Annotated in this window: 14 protein-coding genes; 6 read left to right on the top strand and 8 right to left on the bottom strand. The window is 72.9% G+C overall.

What is annotated here, in order from left to right; genetic code table 11:
• Nucleotides 1–117 precede the first annotated feature (117 nt).
• On the top strand, nucleotides 118–1,530 hold the full coding sequence (locus tag ACIRST_RS20995; protein ID WP_350526077.1) for an amino acid permease: 1,413 nt from the start codon (nucleotides 118–120) through the stop codon (nucleotides 1,528–1,530).
• A gap of 113 nt (nucleotides 1,531–1,643) precedes the next feature.
• Here ACIRST_RS20995 and ACIRST_RS20990 read toward each other — a convergent pair whose 3' ends face one another.
• The gene (locus ACIRST_RS20990; RefSeq protein ID WP_396551692.1) at nucleotides 1,644–2,276 is read right to left on the bottom strand and encodes a disulfide bond formation protein DsbA; all 633 of its coding nucleotides are present in this window, start codon (nucleotides 2,274–2,276) and stop codon (nucleotides 1,644–1,646) included.
• A 223-nt stretch (nucleotides 2,277–2,499) separates the two neighbouring features.
• On the opposite strand from ACIRST_RS20990, the gene pepN reads away from it, so the two are divergent.
• The gene (gene pepN, locus ACIRST_RS20985) at nucleotides 2,500–5,064 is read left to right on the top strand and encodes an aminopeptidase N (protein WP_402803518.1); all 2,565 of its coding nucleotides are present in this window, start codon (nucleotides 2,500–2,502) and stop codon (nucleotides 5,062–5,064) included.
• Between the two features lie 110 nt (nucleotides 5,065–5,174).
• Here the strand turns inward: pepN and ACIRST_RS20980 are convergent, their stop codons facing one another.
• The 4 genes from ACIRST_RS20980 to ACIRST_RS20965 form a co-directional block, all read right to left on the bottom strand.
• Nucleotides 5,175–6,482 carry a glycoside hydrolase family 18 protein gene (locus ACIRST_RS20980; protein ID WP_402803516.1) on the bottom strand — a complete coding sequence of 436 codons (1,308 nt, stop codon included), beginning with the start codon at nucleotides 6,480–6,482 and terminating at the stop codon, nucleotides 5,175–5,177.
• Nucleotides 6,483–6,666: 184 nt separating this feature from the next.
• Nucleotides 6,667–9,315: an aconitate hydratase AcnA gene (gene acnA, locus ACIRST_RS20975; RefSeq protein WP_350526074.1), complete on the bottom strand. Its 2,649-nt coding sequence runs from the start codon at nucleotides 9,313–9,315 to the stop codon at nucleotides 6,667–6,669.
• 183 nt (nucleotides 9,316–9,498) lie between these two features.
• Nucleotides 9,499–9,654: a hypothetical protein gene (locus tag ACIRST_RS20970; RefSeq protein ID WP_350526073.1), complete on the bottom strand. Its 156-nt coding sequence runs from the start codon at nucleotides 9,652–9,654 to the stop codon at nucleotides 9,499–9,501.
• Complete coding sequence (locus tag ACIRST_RS20965) at nucleotides 9,651–10,712, bottom strand: hypothetical protein (RefSeq protein ID WP_402803513.1); 1,062 nt, start codon at nucleotides 10,710–10,712, stop codon at nucleotides 9,651–9,653. Before ACIRST_RS20965 ends, ACIRST_RS20970 begins: the two co-directional genes overlap by 4 nt.
• 29 nt (nucleotides 10,713–10,741) lie before the next feature.
• Here ACIRST_RS20965 and ACIRST_RS20960 point away from each other — a divergent pair, with 29 nt between their 5' ends.
• The 3 genes from ACIRST_RS20960 to ACIRST_RS20950 all read left to right on the top strand — a co-directional run bounded on the left by ACIRST_RS20960 (nucleotide 10,742) and on the right by ACIRST_RS20950 (nucleotide 12,358).
• On the top strand, nucleotides 10,742–11,089 hold the full coding sequence (locus tag ACIRST_RS20960) for a hypothetical protein (RefSeq protein WP_350526071.1): 348 nt from the start codon (nucleotides 10,742–10,744) through the stop codon (nucleotides 11,087–11,089).
• A 118-nt stretch (nucleotides 11,090–11,207) separates the two neighbouring features.
• Nucleotides 11,208–11,615: a type II toxin-antitoxin system VapC family toxin gene (locus tag ACIRST_RS20955; protein ID WP_402803511.1), complete on the top strand. Its 408-nt coding sequence runs from the start codon at nucleotides 11,208–11,210 to the stop codon at nucleotides 11,613–11,615.
• A 206-nt stretch (nucleotides 11,616–11,821) separates the two neighbouring features.
• Complete coding sequence (locus ACIRST_RS20950) at nucleotides 11,822–12,358, top strand: superoxide dismutase family protein (protein ID WP_402803509.1); 537 nt, start codon at nucleotides 11,822–11,824, stop codon at nucleotides 12,356–12,358.
• A 57-nt stretch (nucleotides 12,359–12,415) separates the two neighbouring features.
• On the opposite strand, the gene argF is transcribed toward ACIRST_RS20950, so the two are convergent.
• The 3 genes from argF to ACIRST_RS20935 form a co-directional block, all read right to left on the bottom strand.
• On the bottom strand, nucleotides 12,416–13,417 hold the full coding sequence (argF, locus tag ACIRST_RS20945; RefSeq protein WP_396551685.1) for an ornithine carbamoyltransferase: 1,002 nt from the start codon (nucleotides 13,415–13,417) through the stop codon (nucleotides 12,416–12,418).
• 149 nt (nucleotides 13,418–13,566) lie between these two features.
• On the bottom strand, nucleotides 13,567–16,191 hold the full coding sequence (locus ACIRST_RS20940; protein ID WP_402803507.1) for a polynucleotide kinase-phosphatase: 2,625 nt from the start codon (nucleotides 16,189–16,191) through the stop codon (nucleotides 13,567–13,569).
• Entirely contained in the window at nucleotides 16,188–17,969 is a 1,782-nt protein-coding gene (locus ACIRST_RS20935; RefSeq protein WP_402803506.1) for a 3' terminal RNA ribose 2'-O-methyltransferase Hen1, read from the bottom strand. Before ACIRST_RS20935 ends, ACIRST_RS20940 begins: the two co-directional genes overlap by 4 nt.
• A gap of 141 nt (nucleotides 17,970–18,110) precedes the next feature.
• Here ACIRST_RS20935 and dapD point away from each other — a divergent pair, with 141 nt between their 5' ends.
• On the top strand, nucleotides 18,111–19,115 hold the full coding sequence (gene dapD, locus ACIRST_RS20930) for a 2,3,4,5-tetrahydropyridine-2,6-dicarboxylate N-succinyltransferase (protein ID WP_350526065.1): 1,005 nt from the start codon (nucleotides 18,111–18,113) through the stop codon (nucleotides 19,113–19,115).
• The last annotated feature ends 174 nt before the right edge of the window (nucleotides 19,116–19,289 follow it).

The raw sequence follows: 19,289 nt of genomic DNA, 5'->3' as shown, positions 1-19,289 counted from the left end.
CGGCGTGCCCGCCCGGTCCGCAATGTGGGCCCGGGCCGGACATTCTTGGCATGGGCAGAGGTGTCCCCGGATATTGGACAACTCATGTCGCATACCGCACAGTCTGGAAGCACCCCTATGGCCCCCACCTCCGCGCCCACGGCGCCCGGGACCACCGACGCCACCGAGTCGGCGCCGGGAAGCCAGCAGCTCTCGCACGGGCTGAAGCAGCGCCACCTGTCGATGATCGCCCTCGGCGGGGTGATCGGCGCGGGCCTCTTCGTCGGCTCCGGCGCGGGCATCGCGGCCGCCGGCCCGGCGATCATCCTGGCCTTCGTGCTCTCCGGCCTGCTCGTCATGCTCATCATGCGGATGCTCGGCGAGATGTCCGCGGCCCGCCCCGCCTCCGGCTCGTTCTCGGTGCACGCCGAGAAGGAGATCGGCCCCTGGGCCGGGATCACCGCGGGTTGGATGTACTGGGTGATGCTCTGCTGCGGCGTCGCCGCCGAGGCCACCGCCGCCGGGAAGATCGTCAACGGCTGGATACCGGGCGTCTCCTCCTGGGTCTGGGTCGCCCTGTTCATGGTCTTCTTCTGCGCCAGCAACCTCACCGCGGTGAAGAACTTCGGCGAGTTCGAGTTCTGGTTCGCCACGATCAAGGTCGCCGCGATCATCGCCTTCCTGGTCCTCGGCGGGCTCGGCATCGCCGGGGTGATCGGCCCCGGCGCCCCCGGCGCCGACAACCTCACCGGCCACGGCGGCTTCCTGCCCACCGGCGTCAGCGGACTGATCGTCGGCCTGCTCGCCTCGGTCTTCGCGTACGGCGGTCTGGAGACCGTCACCATCGCCGCCGCCGAGTCCGACGACCCCAAGAAGAACGTCGCCAACGCCGTGCGCACCGCGGTGTGGCGGATCGCGATCTTCTACATCGGCTCGATGGCCCTGGTGGTCACCCTGGTCTCCTGGAAGGACCCGTCGGTCGTCACCGACGGCCCGTACGTCACCGTGCTGCGCCACCTCGGGGTGCCCGGCGCGGGGGCGATCATGCAGGTCGTGGTGCTGGTAGCGCTGCTGTCGGCGATGAACGCCAACATCTACGGCGCCTCCCGGATGGCGTACTCGCTGGTCGGCCGCGGCCAGGGCCCCAAGGTGCTGGCCAAGGTCAGCGGCGGGGTGCCGCGCCGGGCCGTGCTGGCCTCCTGCCTGTTCGGCTTCGGCGCCGTGCTGGCCGCCAAGTTCTGGCCGGAGACGGTGTTCACCTGGCTGATGAACACCACCGGTGTGGCGATCCTGGTGGTCTGGCTGTTCATCTGCGTGGTCCAGCTGCGGATGCGCCGCCGGCTGGAGCGCGAGGCGCCCGAGCTGCTCACCGTGAAGATGTGGGGCTACCCGTACCTGACGTGGGTCGCGATGGCCGCCGTGGCCGGCATCCTCGCACTGATGACCACCACCGAGGGCAACCGGGAGCAGCTGTACGCGGCCGGGGTGCTGGTCGCGGCGCTGACCGGCGCCGGACTGCTCAAGCAGCGCCGGGACGCCGCCGCCCGCTGAGCCCGGACACCGAAAAGGGCCCGGTACCGCTTGCGGTACCGGGCCCCTTCGCATCGCCGCAGTCGTCGACGGCAAGGACCGCACCGACGGCGACTGCGACTGCGACTGCAGGGCTACTCGAAGGACGGGCCGGCCGTCCGGGTGCGCTTGATCTCGTAGAAGCCCGGGGTGGAGGCCACCAGCAGGGTGCCGTCCCACAGCCGGGCCGCGGCCTCGCCCTTCGGAGCGGGGGTGACCACCGGGCCGAAGAAGGCGACCCGCTCGCCGTCCGCGCCCTCGACGGCGATCACCGGGGTGCCGACGTCCTCGCCGACCAGGGTGATGCCCTCCTTGTGGGAGGCGCGCAGGGCCTCGTCGTGGATGTCCGTGCCGGCCGCGTCGGCCAGCTCGACGGGCAGGCCGGCGGCCACCAGGGCGGCCTCGATGGTCTCGCGGTTCTGCGGGAGGCCCTGGTTGTGGAAGCGCACGCCCAGCTCGGTGTAGAGCCGGCCGAGCACCTCCTCACCGTGCTTCTCGGCGGCGGCGATGCACACCCGCACCGCGCCCCAGGCGTTGTTCAGCAGCTCGCGGTAGTTGTCCGGGAGGTCCCGGTGCTCGTTCAGCACCGACAGGCTCATCACGTGCCAGCGCACGTCGACCGGACGCAGCTGCTGAACCTCGATCAGCCAGCGGGAGGTCATCCACGCCCACGGGCAGGCCGGGTCGAACCAGAAGTCGGCGGTCTTGCGCTCAGCGGCAGCAGTCACTGCGTGTCGTCCTTCGTGAGGTGATCCGGGCAGGGGTGTGTTCCCCGTGTAGCCCAACACCCGCAGGACGCCGCTGATTCCGCCGCGGACGCGTCGGTCTGTGCAATGGTACCGGCGGCCCGGAGCGTGACAGGATGGTGCCGCGTGCACGGACGACACCGCGCACCGAGACCGCACCACCCACACGCGCACCACCGTGCGAGCCGGACAAAGGAGTACCGCCGTGCCGGGCAAGAACCTCAGCCGCGACGAAGCCCAGCAGCGGGCCAGCATCCTGGCCGTGGACGGCTACCGGGTCCGGCTGGACGTGACCTCGGCCCCGGACCGGGCGGCCGCGACCTTCCGCTCCACCACCACGATCACGTTCCGCTGCTCCCAGCCCGGCGCGGACACCTTCCTCGACCTGCTCGCCCCGGCCGTCCGCTCGGTCACCCTCAACGGACGCGCCCTCGACCCGGCCACCGCCTACGACGGCGCCCGGGTGCACGTCGAGGGCCTCGCCGCCGAGAACGTGCTGACCGTCGAGGCGGACTGCGCCTACAGCCGCACCGGCGAGGGCCTGCACCGCTTCGTCGACCCGGTGGACGGCGAGACCTACCTCTACACCCACTACGAGCCGGCCGACGCCCGCCGGGTGTTCGCGACCTTCGAACAGCCCGACCTGAAGGCCCCGTTCACCTTCACGGTGACCGCCCCGGGTGCCTGGGACGTGTGGTCCAACGCCCCGCACGAGGACGTCACCGCCGAGGACGGTGCCCGCACCTGGGAGTTCGCGCCGACCAAGCCGATCTCCACCTACCTCACCGCGGTCGTCGCCGGCCCGTACCACGTCGTCCGCGACCACTACAGCCGCGAGCTCGCCGACGGCAGCACCCTGGAGATCCCGCTCTCCGCCATGTGCCGCCGGTCCCTCGCCCCGTACTTCGACGCGGACGAGATCCTCGGCGTCACCAAGCTCGGACTCGACTTCTTCCACGAGGAGTTCGACTACCCGTACCCCTTCGGCAAGTACGACCAGGCGTTCGTGCCCGAGTACAACATCGGCGCGATGGAGAACCCCGGCTGCGTCACCTTCCGCGAGGAGTTCGTCTTCCGCTCGAAGGTCACCGACGCCGCCTACGAGGGCCGGGCCAACGTCATCCTGCACGAGATGGCGCACATGTGGTTCGGCGACCTGGTCACCATGCGCTGGTGGGACGACCTGTGGCTGAAGGAGTCCTTCGCCGACTTCATGGGCTCCTACGGCCTGATCGGCGCCCGCACCCGCTACTCCTCCGCCTGGGTCACCTTCGCAAACCAGCGCAAGGCCTGGGCCTACCGGCAGGACCAGTTCCCCACCACGCACCCGATCACCGCGGACATCCGGGACCTGGAGGACGCCAAGCTCAACTTCGACGGCATCACCTACGCCAAGGGCGCCTCCGTCCTCAAGCAGCTGGTGGCGTACGCCGGTTCGGAGGCCTTCTTCGAGGGCGCCCGCCGCTACTTCAAGCGCCACGCCTTCGGCAACACCGAGCTCACCGACCTGCTGGACATCCTGGAGGAGACCAGCGGCCGCGACCTCAAGGCCTGGGCCGCCGCCTGGCTGCAGACCGCCGGCGTCAACGCGCTCACCCCGCAGGTCACCAGCGACGCCGAGGGCCGGATCACCGAACTGGCCGTCCTGCAGGACGGGGAGGTGCTGCGCCCCCACCGCGTCGCGGTCGGCCTGTACGACCGGAACGCCGACGGCGCCCTGGTGCGCACCGAGCGGATCGAGCTGGACGTCACCGGCGCCCGCACCGTCGTCACCGCGGCGGCCGGCAAGCCCCGTCCGGCGCTCGTCCTGCTCAACGACGACGACCTGACCTACTGCAAGATCCGCTTCGACGAGGACTCCCTGGAGGCCCTGCGCACCGGCCTCGGCGACATCGACGACCAGCTGGCCCGCGCGCTGGCCTGGTCCGCCGTCTGGAACCTCACCCGGGACGGCCTCATGCCGGCCCGCGACTACGTCGCCCTGGTGCTGCGCTTCGCCGGCCAGGAGGGCAACATCGGCGTGCTGCAGTCGCTGCACGCCCAGGCCAAGACCGCCGTCGACCTGTACGCCGACCCGGCCTGGCGCGGCGAGGGCGGCCGGCTGCTCGCCGACGGCGCCCTGCGCGAGCTGCGCGACGCCGTCCCCGGCAGCGACCACCAGCTGGCCTGGGCCCGCTTCCTCGCCCAGACCGCGGGCGGCGCCGAGCACCTCGGCCTGGTCCGCGGCCTGCTGGCCGGCAGCGCCCGGATCGACGGCCTGGACGTGGACCAGGAACTGCGCTGGTCGCTGTGGCTGGCCCTGGCCGCCGCCGGCCAGGCCACCGACGAGGAGCTGGACGCCGAGCTGGCCGCCGACAACACCGCGAGCGGCAAGCGCCAGTACACCCAGTGCCTGGCCGCCCGGCCCACGCCGGAGGCCAAGGCCGCCGCCTGGTCGGCCGTGGTCGACTCGGACGAGCTGCCGAACGCCCTGGTCGAGGCCGACATCGCGGGCTTCGCGCTGCCCGCCCACCGCGACCTGACCGCCCTCTACGCGGCCCCGTACTTCAAGCTGCTGGAGAGGATCTGGGCCGAGCGGACCATCGAGATCGCGATGCGCTTCGTCAGCGGGTTCTTCCCGAGCGCCCAGACCGACGAGCAGACCCTGGCCGAGGCCGACGCCTGGCTGGACGGGCACCCGCAGGCCGCGCCGGCGCTGCGCCGCCTGGTGCTGGAGCGCCGCGACGACCTGGCCCGCGCGCTGCGGGCGCAGGCCTGCGACCGGGCCTGAGCCCGCGGAACCCGGGGCCCGCCGTGCTCGTCACGGCGGGCCCTTCGCGCGGTCGCGCGGGTCGTGCGTGGTCGCGCGGGTCGTGCGCGGACGTCAGTCGTGCGCGGACGTCAGTCGCGGCGCAGGCCGCGGTCCAGGGCGGCGATGGCGCTGCCCCGGGCGTCGTCCCCGTCCAGCGACCAGACCATCACGCCGCCCAGGCCGTTCCACCGCGCGTAGCGGGCCTTCCGGGTGAGCACCTCGGCGGTGTCGTAGCTGTAGAAGGTGGTGCCGTCGTACTTCCAGGACGCGCCGTGGTCGCGGTCCACGTGGACCGTGCCCGGCAGCGCTTCGACCTCCCGGTAGGAGCGGTCGGGCGCGGCGGCGGTGGCGCTCTGGAAGAGGCCGGCGCGAGGGCCGGCGGCGACGCCCGTCCAGCCGTGGCCGTAGAGCGGGGCGCCGAGGACGAGCTGTCCGGCGGGCAGGCCGCGCTCCTGGTAGTGCGTCACGGTCTGGTCGGCGCTGCGCTGCCGGGGGTCCGGATCGGCCGGGTCGGAGTAGAGGTTGGCCTGGTGGCCGGTCGGGCCCTTGCCCTCCCAGGGGCCGTGCAGGTCGTAGGCCATCAGGTTGAGCCAGTCCACCGACCGGCTCAGTTCGGGCAGTTCGAGCCGGTCGGCGACGGTCTCGTTGGCGGCGACGGCGGCGGTCAGCAGGTAGTGCTTGCCCTTCTTCCCGCTCAGCGCGTCCAGCTGGCGGCGGAACTCCCGCATCAGCAGGGTGAAGTTGCGGCCGTCCTCGGGGCGGACGACGTTGCCCGCGTCCCCGCCGCCGCCCGGGTACTCCCAGTCGATGTCGATGCCGTCGAAGACGCCCGCGGCGGCGCCCCTGCCGCCCTCCGGGGAGCCGGCCAGGACCGGGACGTCGCCCTTGAGGTAGAGGTCGATGCAGGAGGAGACGAACTTCTTGCGGGCCTCGTCGGTGGCGGCCGCGTCCGAGAAGTACCTGGACCAGCTCCAGCCGCCCAGCGAGATGACCGTGCGCAGCTGCGGGTTCTTCGCCTTGAGCTTGCGCAGCTGGTTGAAGTGGCCCTTCAGCTCCTGCTCCGGGGCGTCGGCCACGCCGTCCACCGACTCGGCGGCGGAGAAGGCGCGCTGGTAGTCGTCGTGGGCGTCGCCCTGGCCGGCGTCGTTGGTCTGGAAGCAGGTGCCGTCGGCGGAGACGTTGCCGAAGGCGTAGTTGATGACGGTGAGCTTGGCCGCCTGGCCGGTCTCCTGGACCCGCTTGGCGGAGCTGTCGGCGCCCCACTGGGTGAAGTAGCCGACCCGCTGGCCGTTCGGCTTCGGGCCGTGCCGCCCGTCGGAGGCGGAGGCGGGGGCGGTGGCGGCGAGCAGCGCGGCGACGGTGGCGGCGGCGAGCAGGGCTGAGGCGCGAGTGGGCATACCGGACCTGTTCTCTGAAGCGGCGTCAAATGGTCTGGACCAGATGGGACAGAGGTTTAGTCCATCCGCCGCTCACCGCACAAGGGGGCCGGTCCGGCCGGCGCGGTGCGCAGGGCCGGTGCGGCATGCGGAAGGGGCCGGACCGCGTGGTGCGGTCCGGCCCCTTCGGGCGCTATGCCGGAGCTCAGCCGTTGATCAGCGAGCGCAGCACGTACTGCAGGATGCCGCCGTTGCGGTAGTAGTCCGCCTCACCGGGGGTGTCGATGCGGACGACCGCGTCGAACTCCTTGTCACCGGCCTTGACCTTGACGGTCTTCGGGGTGCGGCCCTCGTTGAGCTCGGTCACGCCGGTGAAGGAGAAGGTCTCCTCGCCGGTCAGGCCGAGGGAGTCGGCGTTCTCGCCCTCCGGGAACTGCAGCGGCAGGACGCCCATGCCGATCAGGTTCGAGCGGTGGATGCGCTCGTAGGACTCGGCGATGACGGCCTTGACACCGAGCAGCGCGGTGCCCTTGGCGGCCCAGTCGCGGGACGAGCCGGAGCCGTACTCCTTGCCGGCCAGGACGACCAGCGGGGTGCCGGCGGCCTGGTAGTTCTGCGAGGCGTCGTAGATGAACGACACCGGCGCGTCGGCCTGGGTGAAGTCGCGGGTGTAGCCGCCCTCGGTGCCCGGCGCGATCTGGTTGCGCAGGCGGATGTTGGCGAAGGTGCCGCGGATCATCACCTCGTGGTTGCCACGACGGGAACCGTAGGAGTTGAAGTCGCGCTTCTCCACACCGTTGGCGGTCAGGTACTGCGCCGCCGGGGTGCCCGGCTTGATGTTGCCGGCCGGGGAGATGTGGTCGGTGGTGACCGAGTCGCCCAGCTTGGCCAGGACGCGGGCGCCGGCGATGTCGGTCACCGGGCTCGGGGTCTTGGCCATGCCCTCGAAGTACGGGGGCTTGCGGACGTAGGTGGACTCGGCGTCCCACTCGAAGGTGTTGCCGGTCGGGACCGGGAGCGACTGCCAGCGGTGGTCGCCGGCGAAGACGTCCTGGTAGCCCTTGTCGAACATGGCCTCGTCGATGGAGCCGGCGACGGTGTCGGCGACCTCCTGCTCGGACGGCCAGATGTCGGCGAGGAAGACGTCGTTGCCGTCGGCGTCCTGGCCCAGGGCGTCCTTGGTGATGTCGATGTTCATGTTGCCGGCGAGGGCGTAGGCGACCACCAGCGGCGGGGAGGCCAGGTAGTTCATCTTGACGTCGGGGTTGATCCGGCCCTCGAAGTTGCGGTTGCCGGAGAGCACCGAGACGACCGCGAGGTCGGACTCGTTGACGGCGGCCGAGACCTCCTCGGGCAGCGGGCCCGAGTTGCCGATGCAGGTGACGCAGCCGTAGCCGACCAGGTTGAAGCCCAGCTTCTCCATGTACGGGAGCAGGCCGGCCTTCTCGTAGTAGTCCATGACGACCTTGGAGCCGGGCGCCAGGGTGGTCTTGACCCAGGGCTTGACGTGCAGGCCCTTCTCCACGGCCTTCTTCGCCAGCAGGGCGGCGCCCAGCATGACGGAGGGGTTGGAGGTGTTGGTGCAGGAGGTGATCGAGGCGATCACGACCGCGCCGTTGTCGATCTCGTAGGTCGAGCCGTCGGGGGCGGTGACGGCGGTCGGCTTCGAGGCCTCGGCGGAGTAGGTCGGCAGCGCCTCGGCGAACCTCTCGGCGGCCTCGGCCAGGATCACGCGGTCCTGCGGGCGCTTCGGGCCGGAGATCGACGGGACGACGGTGGAGACGTCCAGCTCCAGGTACTCGGAGTAGACCGGCTCGACCGACGGGTCGTGCCAGAGGCCCTGCTCCTTGGCGTAGGCCTCGACCAGGGCGAGCTGCTGCTCGTCGCGGCCGGTCAGACGCAGGTAGTTGATGGTCTCGGCGTCGATCGGGAAGATCGCGCAGGTCGAGCCGAACTCCGGCGACATGTTGCCGATGGTGGCGCGGTTGGCCAGCGGGATGGAGCCGATGCCGTCGCCGTAGAACTCGACGAACTTGCCGACCACACCGTGCTTGCGCAGCATCTCGGTGATGGTGAGCACCAGGTCGGTGGCGGTGGTGCCGGCCGGCAGCTCGCCGGTCAGCTTGAAGCCGACGACGCGCGGGATCAGCATGGAGACCGGCTGGCCGAGCATCGCGGCCTCGGCCTCGATGCCGCCGACGCCCCAGCCGAGCACGCCCAGGCCGTTGACCATGGTGGTGTGCGAGTCGGTGCCGACGCAGGTGTCGGGGTACGCCTGGCCGCCGCGGACCATGACGGTGCGGGCCAGGTGCTCGATGTTCACCTGGTGGACGATGCCGGTGCCCGGCGGGACGACCTTGAACTCGTCGAAGGCGGTCTGGCCCCAGCGCAGGAACTGGTAGCGCTCCTTGTTGCGGCCGTACTCGATCTCGACGTTCTGGGTGAACGCGTCCTTGGTGCCGAACTTGTCGGCGATGACCGAGTGGTCGATGACCAGCTCGGCCGGGGCCAGCGGGTTGATCTTGGCCGGGTCGCCGCCCAGCTCCTTGACGGCCTCACGCATGGTGGCGAGGTCGACCACGCACGGCACGCCGGTGAAGTCCTGCATGATCACGCGGGCCGGGGTGAACTGGATCTCCTGGCTCGGCTGGGCGTTCTCGTCCCAGCCGCCGAGGGCCCGGATGTGGTCGGCGGTGATGTTCGCGCCGTCCTCCGTGCGGAGCAGGTTCTCCAGCAGCACCTTGAGGCTGTACGGCAGCCGCTCGGAACCCTCGACGGCGGAGAGCTTGAAGATCTCGTACGACTCGTCGCCCACCTGCAGCGAGCTGCGGGCGTCGAAGCTGTTCGCGGACACGACTGACTCCTTCTGGGTGCTTCGTGCGATATCCGGCCGCCACGCGGTGGTAAGGTCAGCCTTAGTTAGGCTTGCCTTGCCCGCATCGCCGGTGAGCGCCTCTCGGCAAGTATCTTGATGTCGAGATATATCGTAAGGGGCAGTTATCTCGATGTCGAGATAAACCATAGTGCATGCCGTGGCTCACTGGTCGTCCGGGCCGCGCCGCTTGCGCTCCAGCCTGATCAGCCAGACCGCTCCCGCCACCACGGCCGCCGCCATCAGCAGCACCACCACAAGCTCACCACCGGAACCGTCGGTCGGCGAGGGGGCGATGTCGGCCAGCAGGATCGTCCTCATGTCTTCACCTCCGCTCCCTGTGCGTTCTCCTGCGGTCCACCCGGCGGCCGCCCGGCCTCCGAGCGGCCCGCGCCGAGGCCCAGCACCAGCATCAGCAGCACCGGGAACTCCAGGTAGGCGTGATAGGCGGCCAGCGCCGCGTACAACGACCGGCCCTGGGCGTAGTCCAGCGCGAACAGCAGGGCCAGCAGCGCGCCGGCCCCCGCACCCAGCGCCCACGCCCGCCCGCCGCGCAGCGCGGGCACCCGGGCGTCGAACCGCTCCGCCGCCTCCGGCGCGTACCGGGGCAGGAACCAGACCCAGACGACGTAGTGCATCGTCTGCAGGAAGGCGAACACCGCCAGGAAGCGCAGGCCCGCCTCCGGCGTCAGCAGCGCCGGCGGGGTGTAGGCCGCCGCCAGCCGGTCCGTCCAGCCGCCGGGCCGCTGCGACAGCAGCCCGTCCAGCAGGCCGCTCAGCAGCAGGGCCGGCACCAGCAGCACCCAGCCGGACTGCAACGCCAGGAACGCCCACCGCCCCCGCGGCAGCCGACGCGACCACTCGGCCAGGAACAGTAGCGGCACCACGTTGTGCAGGTGGGCCAGCACCACGAAGTGGTACGCGGGGAAGGACAGCGAAGCCGCACCGGCCCCGACCAGCAGCACCGCGCTCCCGGCGAGCAGCCGCGGTCGGCCGCGCAACCCGTACCGGCACGCCGCCGCCAGCAGGCCGTACGCCAGCAGGATCTCCACCGTCTGCGCGGCCCGGGAGGGCGGCAGCAGGCGGCACAGCACGATGCCGGTCACCAGCACCAGCAGCAGTCGCAGCAGCGGGCCGGCCAGGACGACGGCGAACCGGCCCGCCACGTAGCGCAGCTCCAGCACGTTGTGCAGCAGGCCGAAGGCCGCCAGGCCCAGCACCGCCAGCCCGGTCGGCGCCCGCAGGGCGGTCACCAGCGCCAGGGCGGCCGACAGCGCGAACCCCGCGAACGGCGCGACGCCCAGCCGGACGGCCGGCCCGGGCCCGGGCCAGACCGGCGCGGCCGCCGACGCCGGTGCGGTTACGACCCCGGTGGCCATGGTCCCCTCCCCGTGGCACGATCCCCGCCGTGCCCTACGTCCTCGCCCTGGCCCTCACCCTGCTGGTCGAGGTCCCCGTCTACACCGTCGCGCTCACCCGGGCGGGCGGGCTGCGGCCGTCCCGGGCCGCCGGTGCCGCCGTCCTGGTCAACCTGCTGACGCACCCGCTGCTCTGGTGGTCCCTGCGGCCGTACGCCGCCGGGCCCGCCGCAGCGTACTGGACCGCGTTCGGGCTCGGCGAGGCCGGCGTCTGCCTGGTCGAGGGCGCCCTGCTCGCGCCCCTCACCGGGCTGCCGCCGCGCACCGCGGCGCCCTGGGCCGCCTCCGCCACCGCCAACGCCGCCTCGGTGCTCGCCGGGTTCCTGCTCGGGCGCTGATCCGCCGCCGGCGGGACGGGCCCGCGCCCCGTCCGCCTCCGCCTCCGCCTCCGCCTCCGCGGGCCAAGTCCGGGGCCGGTACGGTGGCCCGTGACGTGACAGGCAGAGGGGGCCTCCGATGATCGTGGTGGACGCGTCCGCGCTGGTGCTGGCGCTGGCCGACGAGGGCCCGCGCGGGGCCGCCGCCCGGGCCGAACTCGCCTCCGACAGCGAGTGGGTGGCGCCCGAGCACATCGTGGTCGAGGTGATGCAGTCGCTGCGCGGCCTCTACCTGGCGAAGGAAGTGACCGCCGCGCGGGTCGCCGAACTCACCGGCGAGCTGGCCGCGGTGGCGATCCGCAAGGTCGAGGTGGCGCCGCTGCTCGGCCGCATCTGGGAGCTCAAGGACAACCTGACCCCGGACGACGCCGCGTACGTCGCGGTCGCCGAGCGGTACGGGGCGCCACTGGTCACGGCCGACCTGCGGTTGATGCGGGCCAGCGGGCCGCGCTGCGAGATCCGGGGGATCCGGCGCGAGCCGGCCTGAGGGCGGCGTCCTTCCCGCGGTTGTCCTTCCCGCGGTTGTCCTTCCCGCGGTTGTCCTTCCCGCGGTTGTCCTGCGTGCGGTGCGGTGCGCTGCGCGCGGTGTGGGCTGTGCTGCGTGCGGTGCGCGGTGTCCTGCGTGCGGTGTCCTGCGCGGGCCGGTGCCGTTAGCAGGGAGACCGTCGCCCTGCCCCGTGGAAGGCCCGACCGATGACCGCTCCGCTCGCCGCCGCCCTGCTGCCGCTGGCCCTGCTCACCCCCGCCGCCTCGCCGGTCTCCGTCGTCGAGGCCGACTTCGACCCGGCCAGCGCCTTCGTCCCGCCGTCCGCCGTCAGCTACGCGGCCGACCTGGTGCCGTACGGCTCGCACGCCGTGGTCGTCACCGACCGCTCGGCGCCCGGGCGGACGGTGCTCACCCTGACGGTGTCCGGGCTCGCCCCCGACCACCGGTTCCCGGCGCACCTGCACACCGGCGGCTGCGGGGCCGACCCGGCGTCCTCCGGGCCGCACTACCAGGACGTGACGGACCCGGTGCAGCCGTCCACCGACCCGGCGTACGCCAACGAGCGCAACGAGCTGCGGCTGGTGCTGCGTACCGACGGGCACGGCAAGGGCACCGCCACCACCGCGGTGGACTGGCAGCCGCGGCCGGGGGAGGCACGCTCGCTGGTGCTGCACGCGGGCACCCCGGTCGCCGGCCCGCGCGGGGCGGGCGACCGGGTGGCCTGCGTCAAGCTGGAGCGCTGACCCTCACGGGGTCTCGGGGCCCGGGCTCCTGCGGGTCCGGGCCCCAGGCCCGAGGCTTCAGGAGCCGAGGGTGGCGACCAGGACCGCCTTGATGGTGTGCAGGCGGTTCTCGGCCTGGTCGAACACGATGGAGTGCGGCGACTCGAACAGCTCGTCGGTGCATTCCAGCTCGGTCATGCCGGTCGCCTCGTACATCTGCCGTCCGAGCACCGTGCCGAGGTCGTGGAACGCGGGCAGGCAGTGCAGGAACTTCACGGCCGGGTTGCCGGTGGCCCGGACGGTCTCCATGGACACCTGGTAGGGCTTGAGCAGCTCGATCCGCTCGGCCCAGACCTCCTTGGGCTCGCCCATCGAGACCCAGACGTCGGTGTAGAGGAAGTCGACGCCGGCCACGCCCTCGGCCACGTCCTCCGTCAGGGTGATCCGGGCGCCGGTCGACTCGGCCAGGGCCTGCGCCGACTTCTGCACGTCCTCGGTCGGCCACAGTGCGCGCGGGGCGACGATCCGGATGTCCATGCCGAGCAGGGCGCCGGTGACCAGCAGCGAGTTGCCCATGTTGGAGCGGGCGTCGCCGAGGTAGGCGAGGGCGACGTCGGTCAGCGGCTTGACGGTGTGCTCGGTGACGGTGAGCACGTCGGCCAGCATCTGGGTGGGGTGCCACTCGTCGGTGAGGCCGTTCCAGACCGGGACGCCGGCGTGCGCGGCGAGCTCCTCCACGACCTCCTGGCCGTGGCCGCGGTACTCGATGCCGTCGAACATCCGGCCGAGCACCCGGGCGGTGTCCTTGATGGACTCCTTGTGGCCGATCTGCGAGGCCGACGGGTCCAGGTAGGTGGTGGTGGCGCCCTGGTCGTGGGCGGCGACCTCGAAGGCGCAGCGGGTGCGGGTGGAGGTCTTCTCGAAGATCAGCGCGATGTTCTTGCCGCGGAGCCGGGGCTGCTCGGTGCCCGCGTACTTCGCCGCCTTGAGCCCGGCGGCGAGGTCCACCAGGAAACGGAACTCCTGGGGCGTGAAGTCGAGCTCCTTGAGGAAGTGCCTGTTCCGGAGGTTGAAGGCCATGCCGGGCTCCTGGGGTGACGGGACGAGGGGGGAAGGCTGGCAAGTGTATACGATGTTCGGAATTTCTATACAGGAACGGGGCGGTGGAGGTGAGCCCCGCTCTCCGGGACTCCCCTCCACCCTGCTCCCCCGGCGGGGTCGCGGCACGGCTACAGGCGCGGGTCGACCGGCTCCGACTCCAGCGCCAGCACCGCGAACACCGGCTCGTGCACCCGCCACAACGGCTCCCCGGCCGCCAGCCGGTCCAGCGCTTCCAGGCCCAGCGCGTACTCGCGCAACGCCAGCGAGCGCTTGTGGCCCAGCGAGCGCTGCCGCAGCCGGTCCAGGTACTCGGTGTAGTCCGGGCCGTAGATGATCCGCAGGTACTCCCGGCCGCGGACCTTCACCCCGGGCTGCACCAGGCCACCCGGACGGCCCTCGCCGCGCGAGGTCCGCACCAGCGAGGCCAGCGGCTTGACCACCATGCCCTCGCCGCCCGCCCCGGTCAGCTCCTCCCACCAGGCGGTGGCGGCGGCCGTCGAAGCCTCGTCCTCGGTGTCCACCAGGATCCGGCCGGTGCGGTGCAGCACCGGCTCCTTCCCCTCCGTGGCGTCGGCGCCGTCGGCGTCGGCGGCCACCAGGCGGTCGATCCAGGTCAGGTGCTCGTCGTGCGGGCGCACCGCGAGGTTCGCCCCCTCGGCGGCCAGCAGCTGGAACGGCGCCAGCCGGATTCCCGACAGGCCCTCGGTCGGCCAGCAGTAGCGCCGGTACGCCTCGGTGAACGCGGTCGCGTCGGCGGAGCGCTGCCGCTGGCGGGCGGTCAGGTCCGCCAGGTCCAGGCCGCGCCCGGCCGCCCGCTCCAGCGCGGACAGCACCTCCGGCAGGGCGGCGCCCGCCGCCGCACCGACCGCCGCGTACTGACGGCGGAGCAGCTCCACCGCCTTCAGCGACCACGGCATCAGCTCGGCGTCCAGCAGCAGCCAGTCGGTGCCCAGCTCCTCGAAGAGGCCGGCGCGCTCGGCGGCCTCCCGCACCCGGTCGAGCACAGCGGCGGTCAGCCCGTCGTCGTGGAGGAAGGCGCGGCCGGTGCGGGTCCAGATCGCGCCGGGGCCGGCCACCCCGAAGCGGCGCTCCAGTGCGCCGCCGTCCCGGGCGACCAGCAGCACCGCGCGCGAGCCCATGTGCTTCTCCTCGCACACCAGGTGCCGCACGCCGTCCGCGCGGTAGGCGAGGAAGGCCTCCTCCGGGTGCTCCAGGTAGCCGTCCCGGCGGGAGGTGGGGCTCGGCGCCATGGTCGGCGGCAGGTAGGCGAGCAGCCGCGGGTCCAGCGCGAAGCGGCTCATCACCTCCAGCGCGGCCGCCGCGTTCTCCTCCCGGACGGCGACCCGCCCGTGCAGGCCGGTCTCCACGATCCGGCGCCCGGCCACGTCGGCGAGGTCCAGCGGGCGGCCCTCGCGGGCGCCCGGCGCGTCGGTGATCATCGGACGCACCGGGGCGTACCACTCGCGCTCCGCCTCGACGCTCACCAGCTCGCGCTCCGGGTAGCGCAGCGCGGTCAGGCTGCCGCCGAAGACGCAGCCGGTGTCCAGGCAGATGGTGTTGTTGACGAAGCTCGCGGTCGGCACCGGGGTGTGGCCGTAGACGACCAGCGCCCGGCCGCGGTACTCCTCCGCCCACGGGTAGCGCACCGGCAGGCCGTACTCGTCGGTCTCGCCGGTGGTCTCCCCGTACAGCGCGTGCGAGCGGACCCGGCCCGAGTTGCGACCGTGGTACCGCTCCGGCAGACCGGCGTGGCAGACCACCAGGGCGCCGCCGTCCAGCACGTAGTGGCTGACCAGGCCGCGCATGAACGCGCGGACCTCGGTCCTGAACTCCTCCGACTCGCCCGCCAGCTGGTCCAGCGACTCCTGCAGGCCGTGCGAGACGGTGACCTTCTTGCCGTCCATCGACCGGCCGAGCTTGTTCTCGTGGTTCCCGGGCACGCAGATCGCGTGGCCGGCCGCCACCATGCCCATCACCAGGCGCAGCACGCCCGGGGTGTCGGGGCCGCGGTCGACCAGGTCGCCGACGAAGACGGCGGTCCGGCCCGCGGGGTGCGCGGCGTCCACCGGGCGGCCCTGCTCGTCCCGGGTCAGGGTGTAGCCGAGGCGGGTGAGCAGGGTCTCCAGCTCGGACCGGCAGCCGTGGATGTCGCCGACGATGTCGAACGGGCCGGTGAGGTGGCGCAGGTCGTTGTAGCGCTTCTCCAGCTCGATCTCGGCGGAGGCCACCTCGGCCTCGCCGCGCAGGATGTGCACCTTGCGGAAGCCCTCGCGCTCCAGCCCGCGCAGGGAGCGGCGCAGCTCGCGGTTCTGCCGCGGGATCACGTGGGCGGGCAGCTGGCGGTCCGGGCGGGAACGGTTGCGCTCGGCGCACACCCCCGGCGGGACGTCCAGGACGATCGCGATCGGCAGCACGTCGTGCTCGCGGGCGATCCGCACCAGCTGGCGACGTGCCTCGGGCTGGACGTTGGTGGCGTCCACGACCGTCAGCCGGCCGGCCGCCAGGCGCTTGCCGACGATGTAGTGGAGGAGGTCGAAGGCCTCGGCGGAGGCGGACTGGTCGTTCTCGTCGTCCGCGACCAGGCCGCGGCAGAAGTCGGAGGAGACGACCTGGGTGGGCAGGAAGTGGCGGCGGGCGAAGGTGGACTTGCCCGCTCCGCTGGTGCCGATCAGGACGACGAGTGAGACATCGGTGACGGGGAGGCGGCGGGGGGTCGTGCTCTCGGTGGTTCCGTCGGCTGCGGCGTCGGTCATCGGGGTTCGCCTCCTTCGGGCGTCGTCTGGTCGCTGGTCGCGGGCGGTTCGGGGGCGGCCGGTTCGGCAGGCGCGGACGGTTCGGCGGGCGCGGACGGTTCGGCGGGCGCGGGCGGTTCGGCGGGCGCGGACGATTCGGGGGTGGCGGCCATGCGGGTGTCTGCGTCGCCGGTGGCCGGGGTGGTGACGGCCGCGGGCTCGGTCGCGGTGGTGAACAGGGCGAGCTGGGTCGGTGCGCCGACCTCCTCGTCCTGCGGGCCGACCGGGCGCAGCACCACGGCGTACCCGTAGGCGGCCGCGACCTTCTCGGCCCAGGCACGGAACTCGGCGCGGGACCACTCGAAGCGGTGGTCGGCGTGCCGGACGCTGCCCGCCGGCAGGGTCTCCCAGCGGACGTTGTACTCGGCGTTCGGCGTGGTGACCACGACGGCCCTCGGCCGGGCGGCACCGAACACGGCGTACTCCAGGGCGGGCAGCCGCGGCAGGTCCAGGTGCTCGATCACCTCGCACAGCACCGCGGCGTCGAAGCCCTTCAGCCGGGCGTCGGTGTACGTCAGCGCACCCTGCGCCAGCTTCACCCGGGCCGCCTGCCGCTCGGGCAGGCGCTCCAGGCGCAGCTTGCGGTTCGCCGCCTGCAGCGCCCGCACGGACACGTCCACGCCGAGGATCTCGGTGAAGCGGGCGTCCTTCAGCAGTTCGCCGATCAACTCGCCCTGGCCGCAACCGAGGTCGGCGACGCGGGCGGCGCCGGTCTCGCGCAGGGCGTCGAGGATCGCGGTGCGGCGCTGCTCGGCGAGGGACGGCGGACGGGGCTGCACGGGCTCCGCGGTGTTCTCGGCGCCGTTCTCCGCGGTGTTCGCCGCGGTGTTCGCCGCGGCGCTCTCCGCGGCGCTCTCCGCTCCGTTCTCGGCGCCGTGGGCCCGGCCGTGCTCCTCCGCGGGCCGGTCGTCGACCGCGTTGTCGATCTCCTCGACCTCGCGGTCGTCCGCCTCCGCGAGCCGGGCCAGTTCCAGGCGCTCCATCGCGGCCCTGGTCAGCGACCAGCGCCGGGCGAGGTAGCGGCGGGCGATCAGGGCCCGCTCCGGGTGGACCGCCAACCAGCCCTCGCCGGCGGCGAGCAGCTTGTCCACCTCGTCCGGGGCGACCCAGTAGTGCTTGGCGCCGTCCAGCACCGGCAGCAGCACGTAGAGCTGCTGGAGCGCGTCGGCGAGCCGCACGGTGTCGGAGGAGAGCGCGACGCGCACGTACCGGGAGTCGCCCCATTCCGGGAACGCCTCGTCCAGCGGGATCGCCGCCGCCTCGACCCGCCAGCCCAGCGGCTCGAACAGCCGGGTCACCATGCCCGGACCGCCGCCCTCGCCCGCGCCGTTCGCGGGCACGGCGGGCAGCTCGATCCGCAGCGGACGGGCCTGCCCCGGAAGGTCGGGGCGGACCGGGCAGGCGCCCTTCATCGCGGACCGGAACACCGTCCGCAGCGCCACCGCGAGCAGCGAGGACGCGGCGTACGGCCGGTCGTTGACGTACTGGGCGAGCGCGAAGTCGGGCGAGCCGCCGCGCCCCTTGCCGTCGCCCCGGCCCTTGCGAACCAGTGCGACCGGGTCGATGTCCAGCAGCAGCGCCGCCGTGCAGACCTCGTCCCCCGCTTGCGGGTAGAAGACGTGGGCCTCACCGTGCGACGTGGCGAACCGCTGGACCTTGCCGGGATGCTTGTGCAGCAGGAACCCGAGATCCGTCGCCGGGCTCTCGGCGCTGCCGGTGGTGGAGATCGACATGAACACCCGCCGAAGTATTGCCCAGCGTCCCGGCCCTGAGCACCGGGTTTTCCCGGCCGGCACCCCGGTGGCCGGGACGTCCGTCGGGCACGTCCGCACGGTGGGCGTGTTCGGCACCGGGGCCCCGCATTGGCTAACGTGCACGATGTGACTGCTGAATCCACCTCGCTCGAATCCACCTCCCCGGCGACCGGCGCCGTGGCCACCGGTCTGGCCACCATCGCCGCCGACGGCACCGTCCTCGACACCTGGTACCCCGCCCCCGCGCTGGCCGCCGAGCCCGGCCCGGCCGGCACCGTCCGCCTGACCGCCGAGCAGGCCGAGGCCGAGCTCGGCGCCGGCGCGGCCGAGGCGCTGCGCGCCGACGCGCGCCGCGGCGTCGAGGTGGTCGCCGTGCGCACCACCATCGCCTCGCTGGACGAGAAGCCGCTCGACACGCACGACGTGTACCTGCGCCTGCACCTGCTCAGCCACCGCCTGGTCAAGCCGCACGGCCAGAACCTGGACGGCATCTTCGGCCTGCTGGCCAACGTCGCGTGGACCAGCATCGGCCCCGTCCCGGTGGACAAGGTCGAGCAGACCCGCCTCGCGGTGCGCGCCCAGGGCGGCCAGCTGGCCGTCTACGGGATCGACAAGTTCCCGCGGATGACGGACTACGTCGCCCCGACCGGTGTGCGCATCGCCCACGCCGACCGCGTCCGGCTCGGTGCGCACCTGGCCGTCGGCACCACCGTGATGCACGAGGGCTTCGTCAACTTCAACGCCGGCACGCTGGGCACCTCCATGGTCGAGGGCCGGATCAGCGCGGGCGTCGTCGTGGGCGACCACAGCGACATCGGCGGCGGCGCCTCGATCATGGGCACCCTGTCCGGCGGCGGCAAGCAGGTCGTCTCGGTCGGCGAGCGCTGCCTGCTCGGCGCCAACGCGGGCATCGGCATCTCGCTCGGCAGCGACTGCGTGGTCGAGGCCGGCCTCTACGTCACCGCCGGCACCCGGGTCACCACGCCGGACGGCACGGTGGCCAAGGCCGTCGAGCTGTCCGGCCAGGACAACCTGCTGTTCCGTCGCAACTCGCAGACCGGCGCGGTCGAGGTCATCGCCCGCTCCGGCTCCTGGGGCGGCCTGAACGCGGACCTGCACGCCCACAACTGACCTGCGGGCAGCGACCGTCGGGGTCCGGCGCCGGGCGGCGCCCGCCCCCCCCCGCGGGTGCGGGGGGGCGGGGGGGGGGGCCCGGGCGCCCACCGGGGCAGCGCCGCCCGGGGCGCCGCACCCCCCCCCCGGCGTGGGGTGCCCCCCCCGCGCCAACGCCCGCCCCGACCCCCC

Source organism: Kitasatospora sp. NPDC101447, assembly GCF_044767225.1.
Classification (GTDB): Bacteria; Actinomycetota; Actinomycetes; order Streptomycetales; family Streptomycetaceae; genus Kitasatospora.
This window is presented reverse-complemented; position numbering and strand designations above follow the sequence as displayed.

Coding starts and splice junctions, on each gene's coding strand:
- ACIRST_RS20940 (WP_402803507.1), bottom strand. CDS start 16,191: ATGACCGACGCCGCAGCCGACGGAACCACCGAGAGCACGACCCCCCGC.
- ACIRST_RS20980 (WP_402803516.1), bottom strand. CDS start 6,482: ATGCCCACTCGCGCCTCAGCCCTGCTCGCCGCCGCCACCGTCGCCGCG.
- argF (WP_396551685.1), bottom strand. CDS start 13,417: ATGGCCTTCAACCTCCGGAACAGGCACTTCCTCAAGGAGCTCGACTTC.
- ACIRST_RS20950 (WP_402803509.1), top strand. CDS start 11,822: ATGACCGCTCCGCTCGCCGCCGCCCTGCTGCCGCTGGCCCTGCTCACC.
- ACIRST_RS20965 (WP_402803513.1), bottom strand. CDS start 10,712: ATGGCCACCGGGGTCGTAACCGCACCGGCGTCGGCGGCCGCGCCGGTC.
- ACIRST_RS20995 (WP_350526077.1), top strand. CDS start 118: ATGGCCCCCACCTCCGCGCCCACGGCGCCCGGGACCACCGACGCCACC.
- ACIRST_RS20955 (WP_402803511.1), top strand. CDS start 11,208: ATGATCGTGGTGGACGCGTCCGCGCTGGTGCTGGCGCTGGCCGACGAG.
- ACIRST_RS20970 (WP_350526073.1), bottom strand. CDS start 9,654: ATGAGGACGATCCTGCTGGCCGACATCGCCCCCTCGCCGACCGACGGT.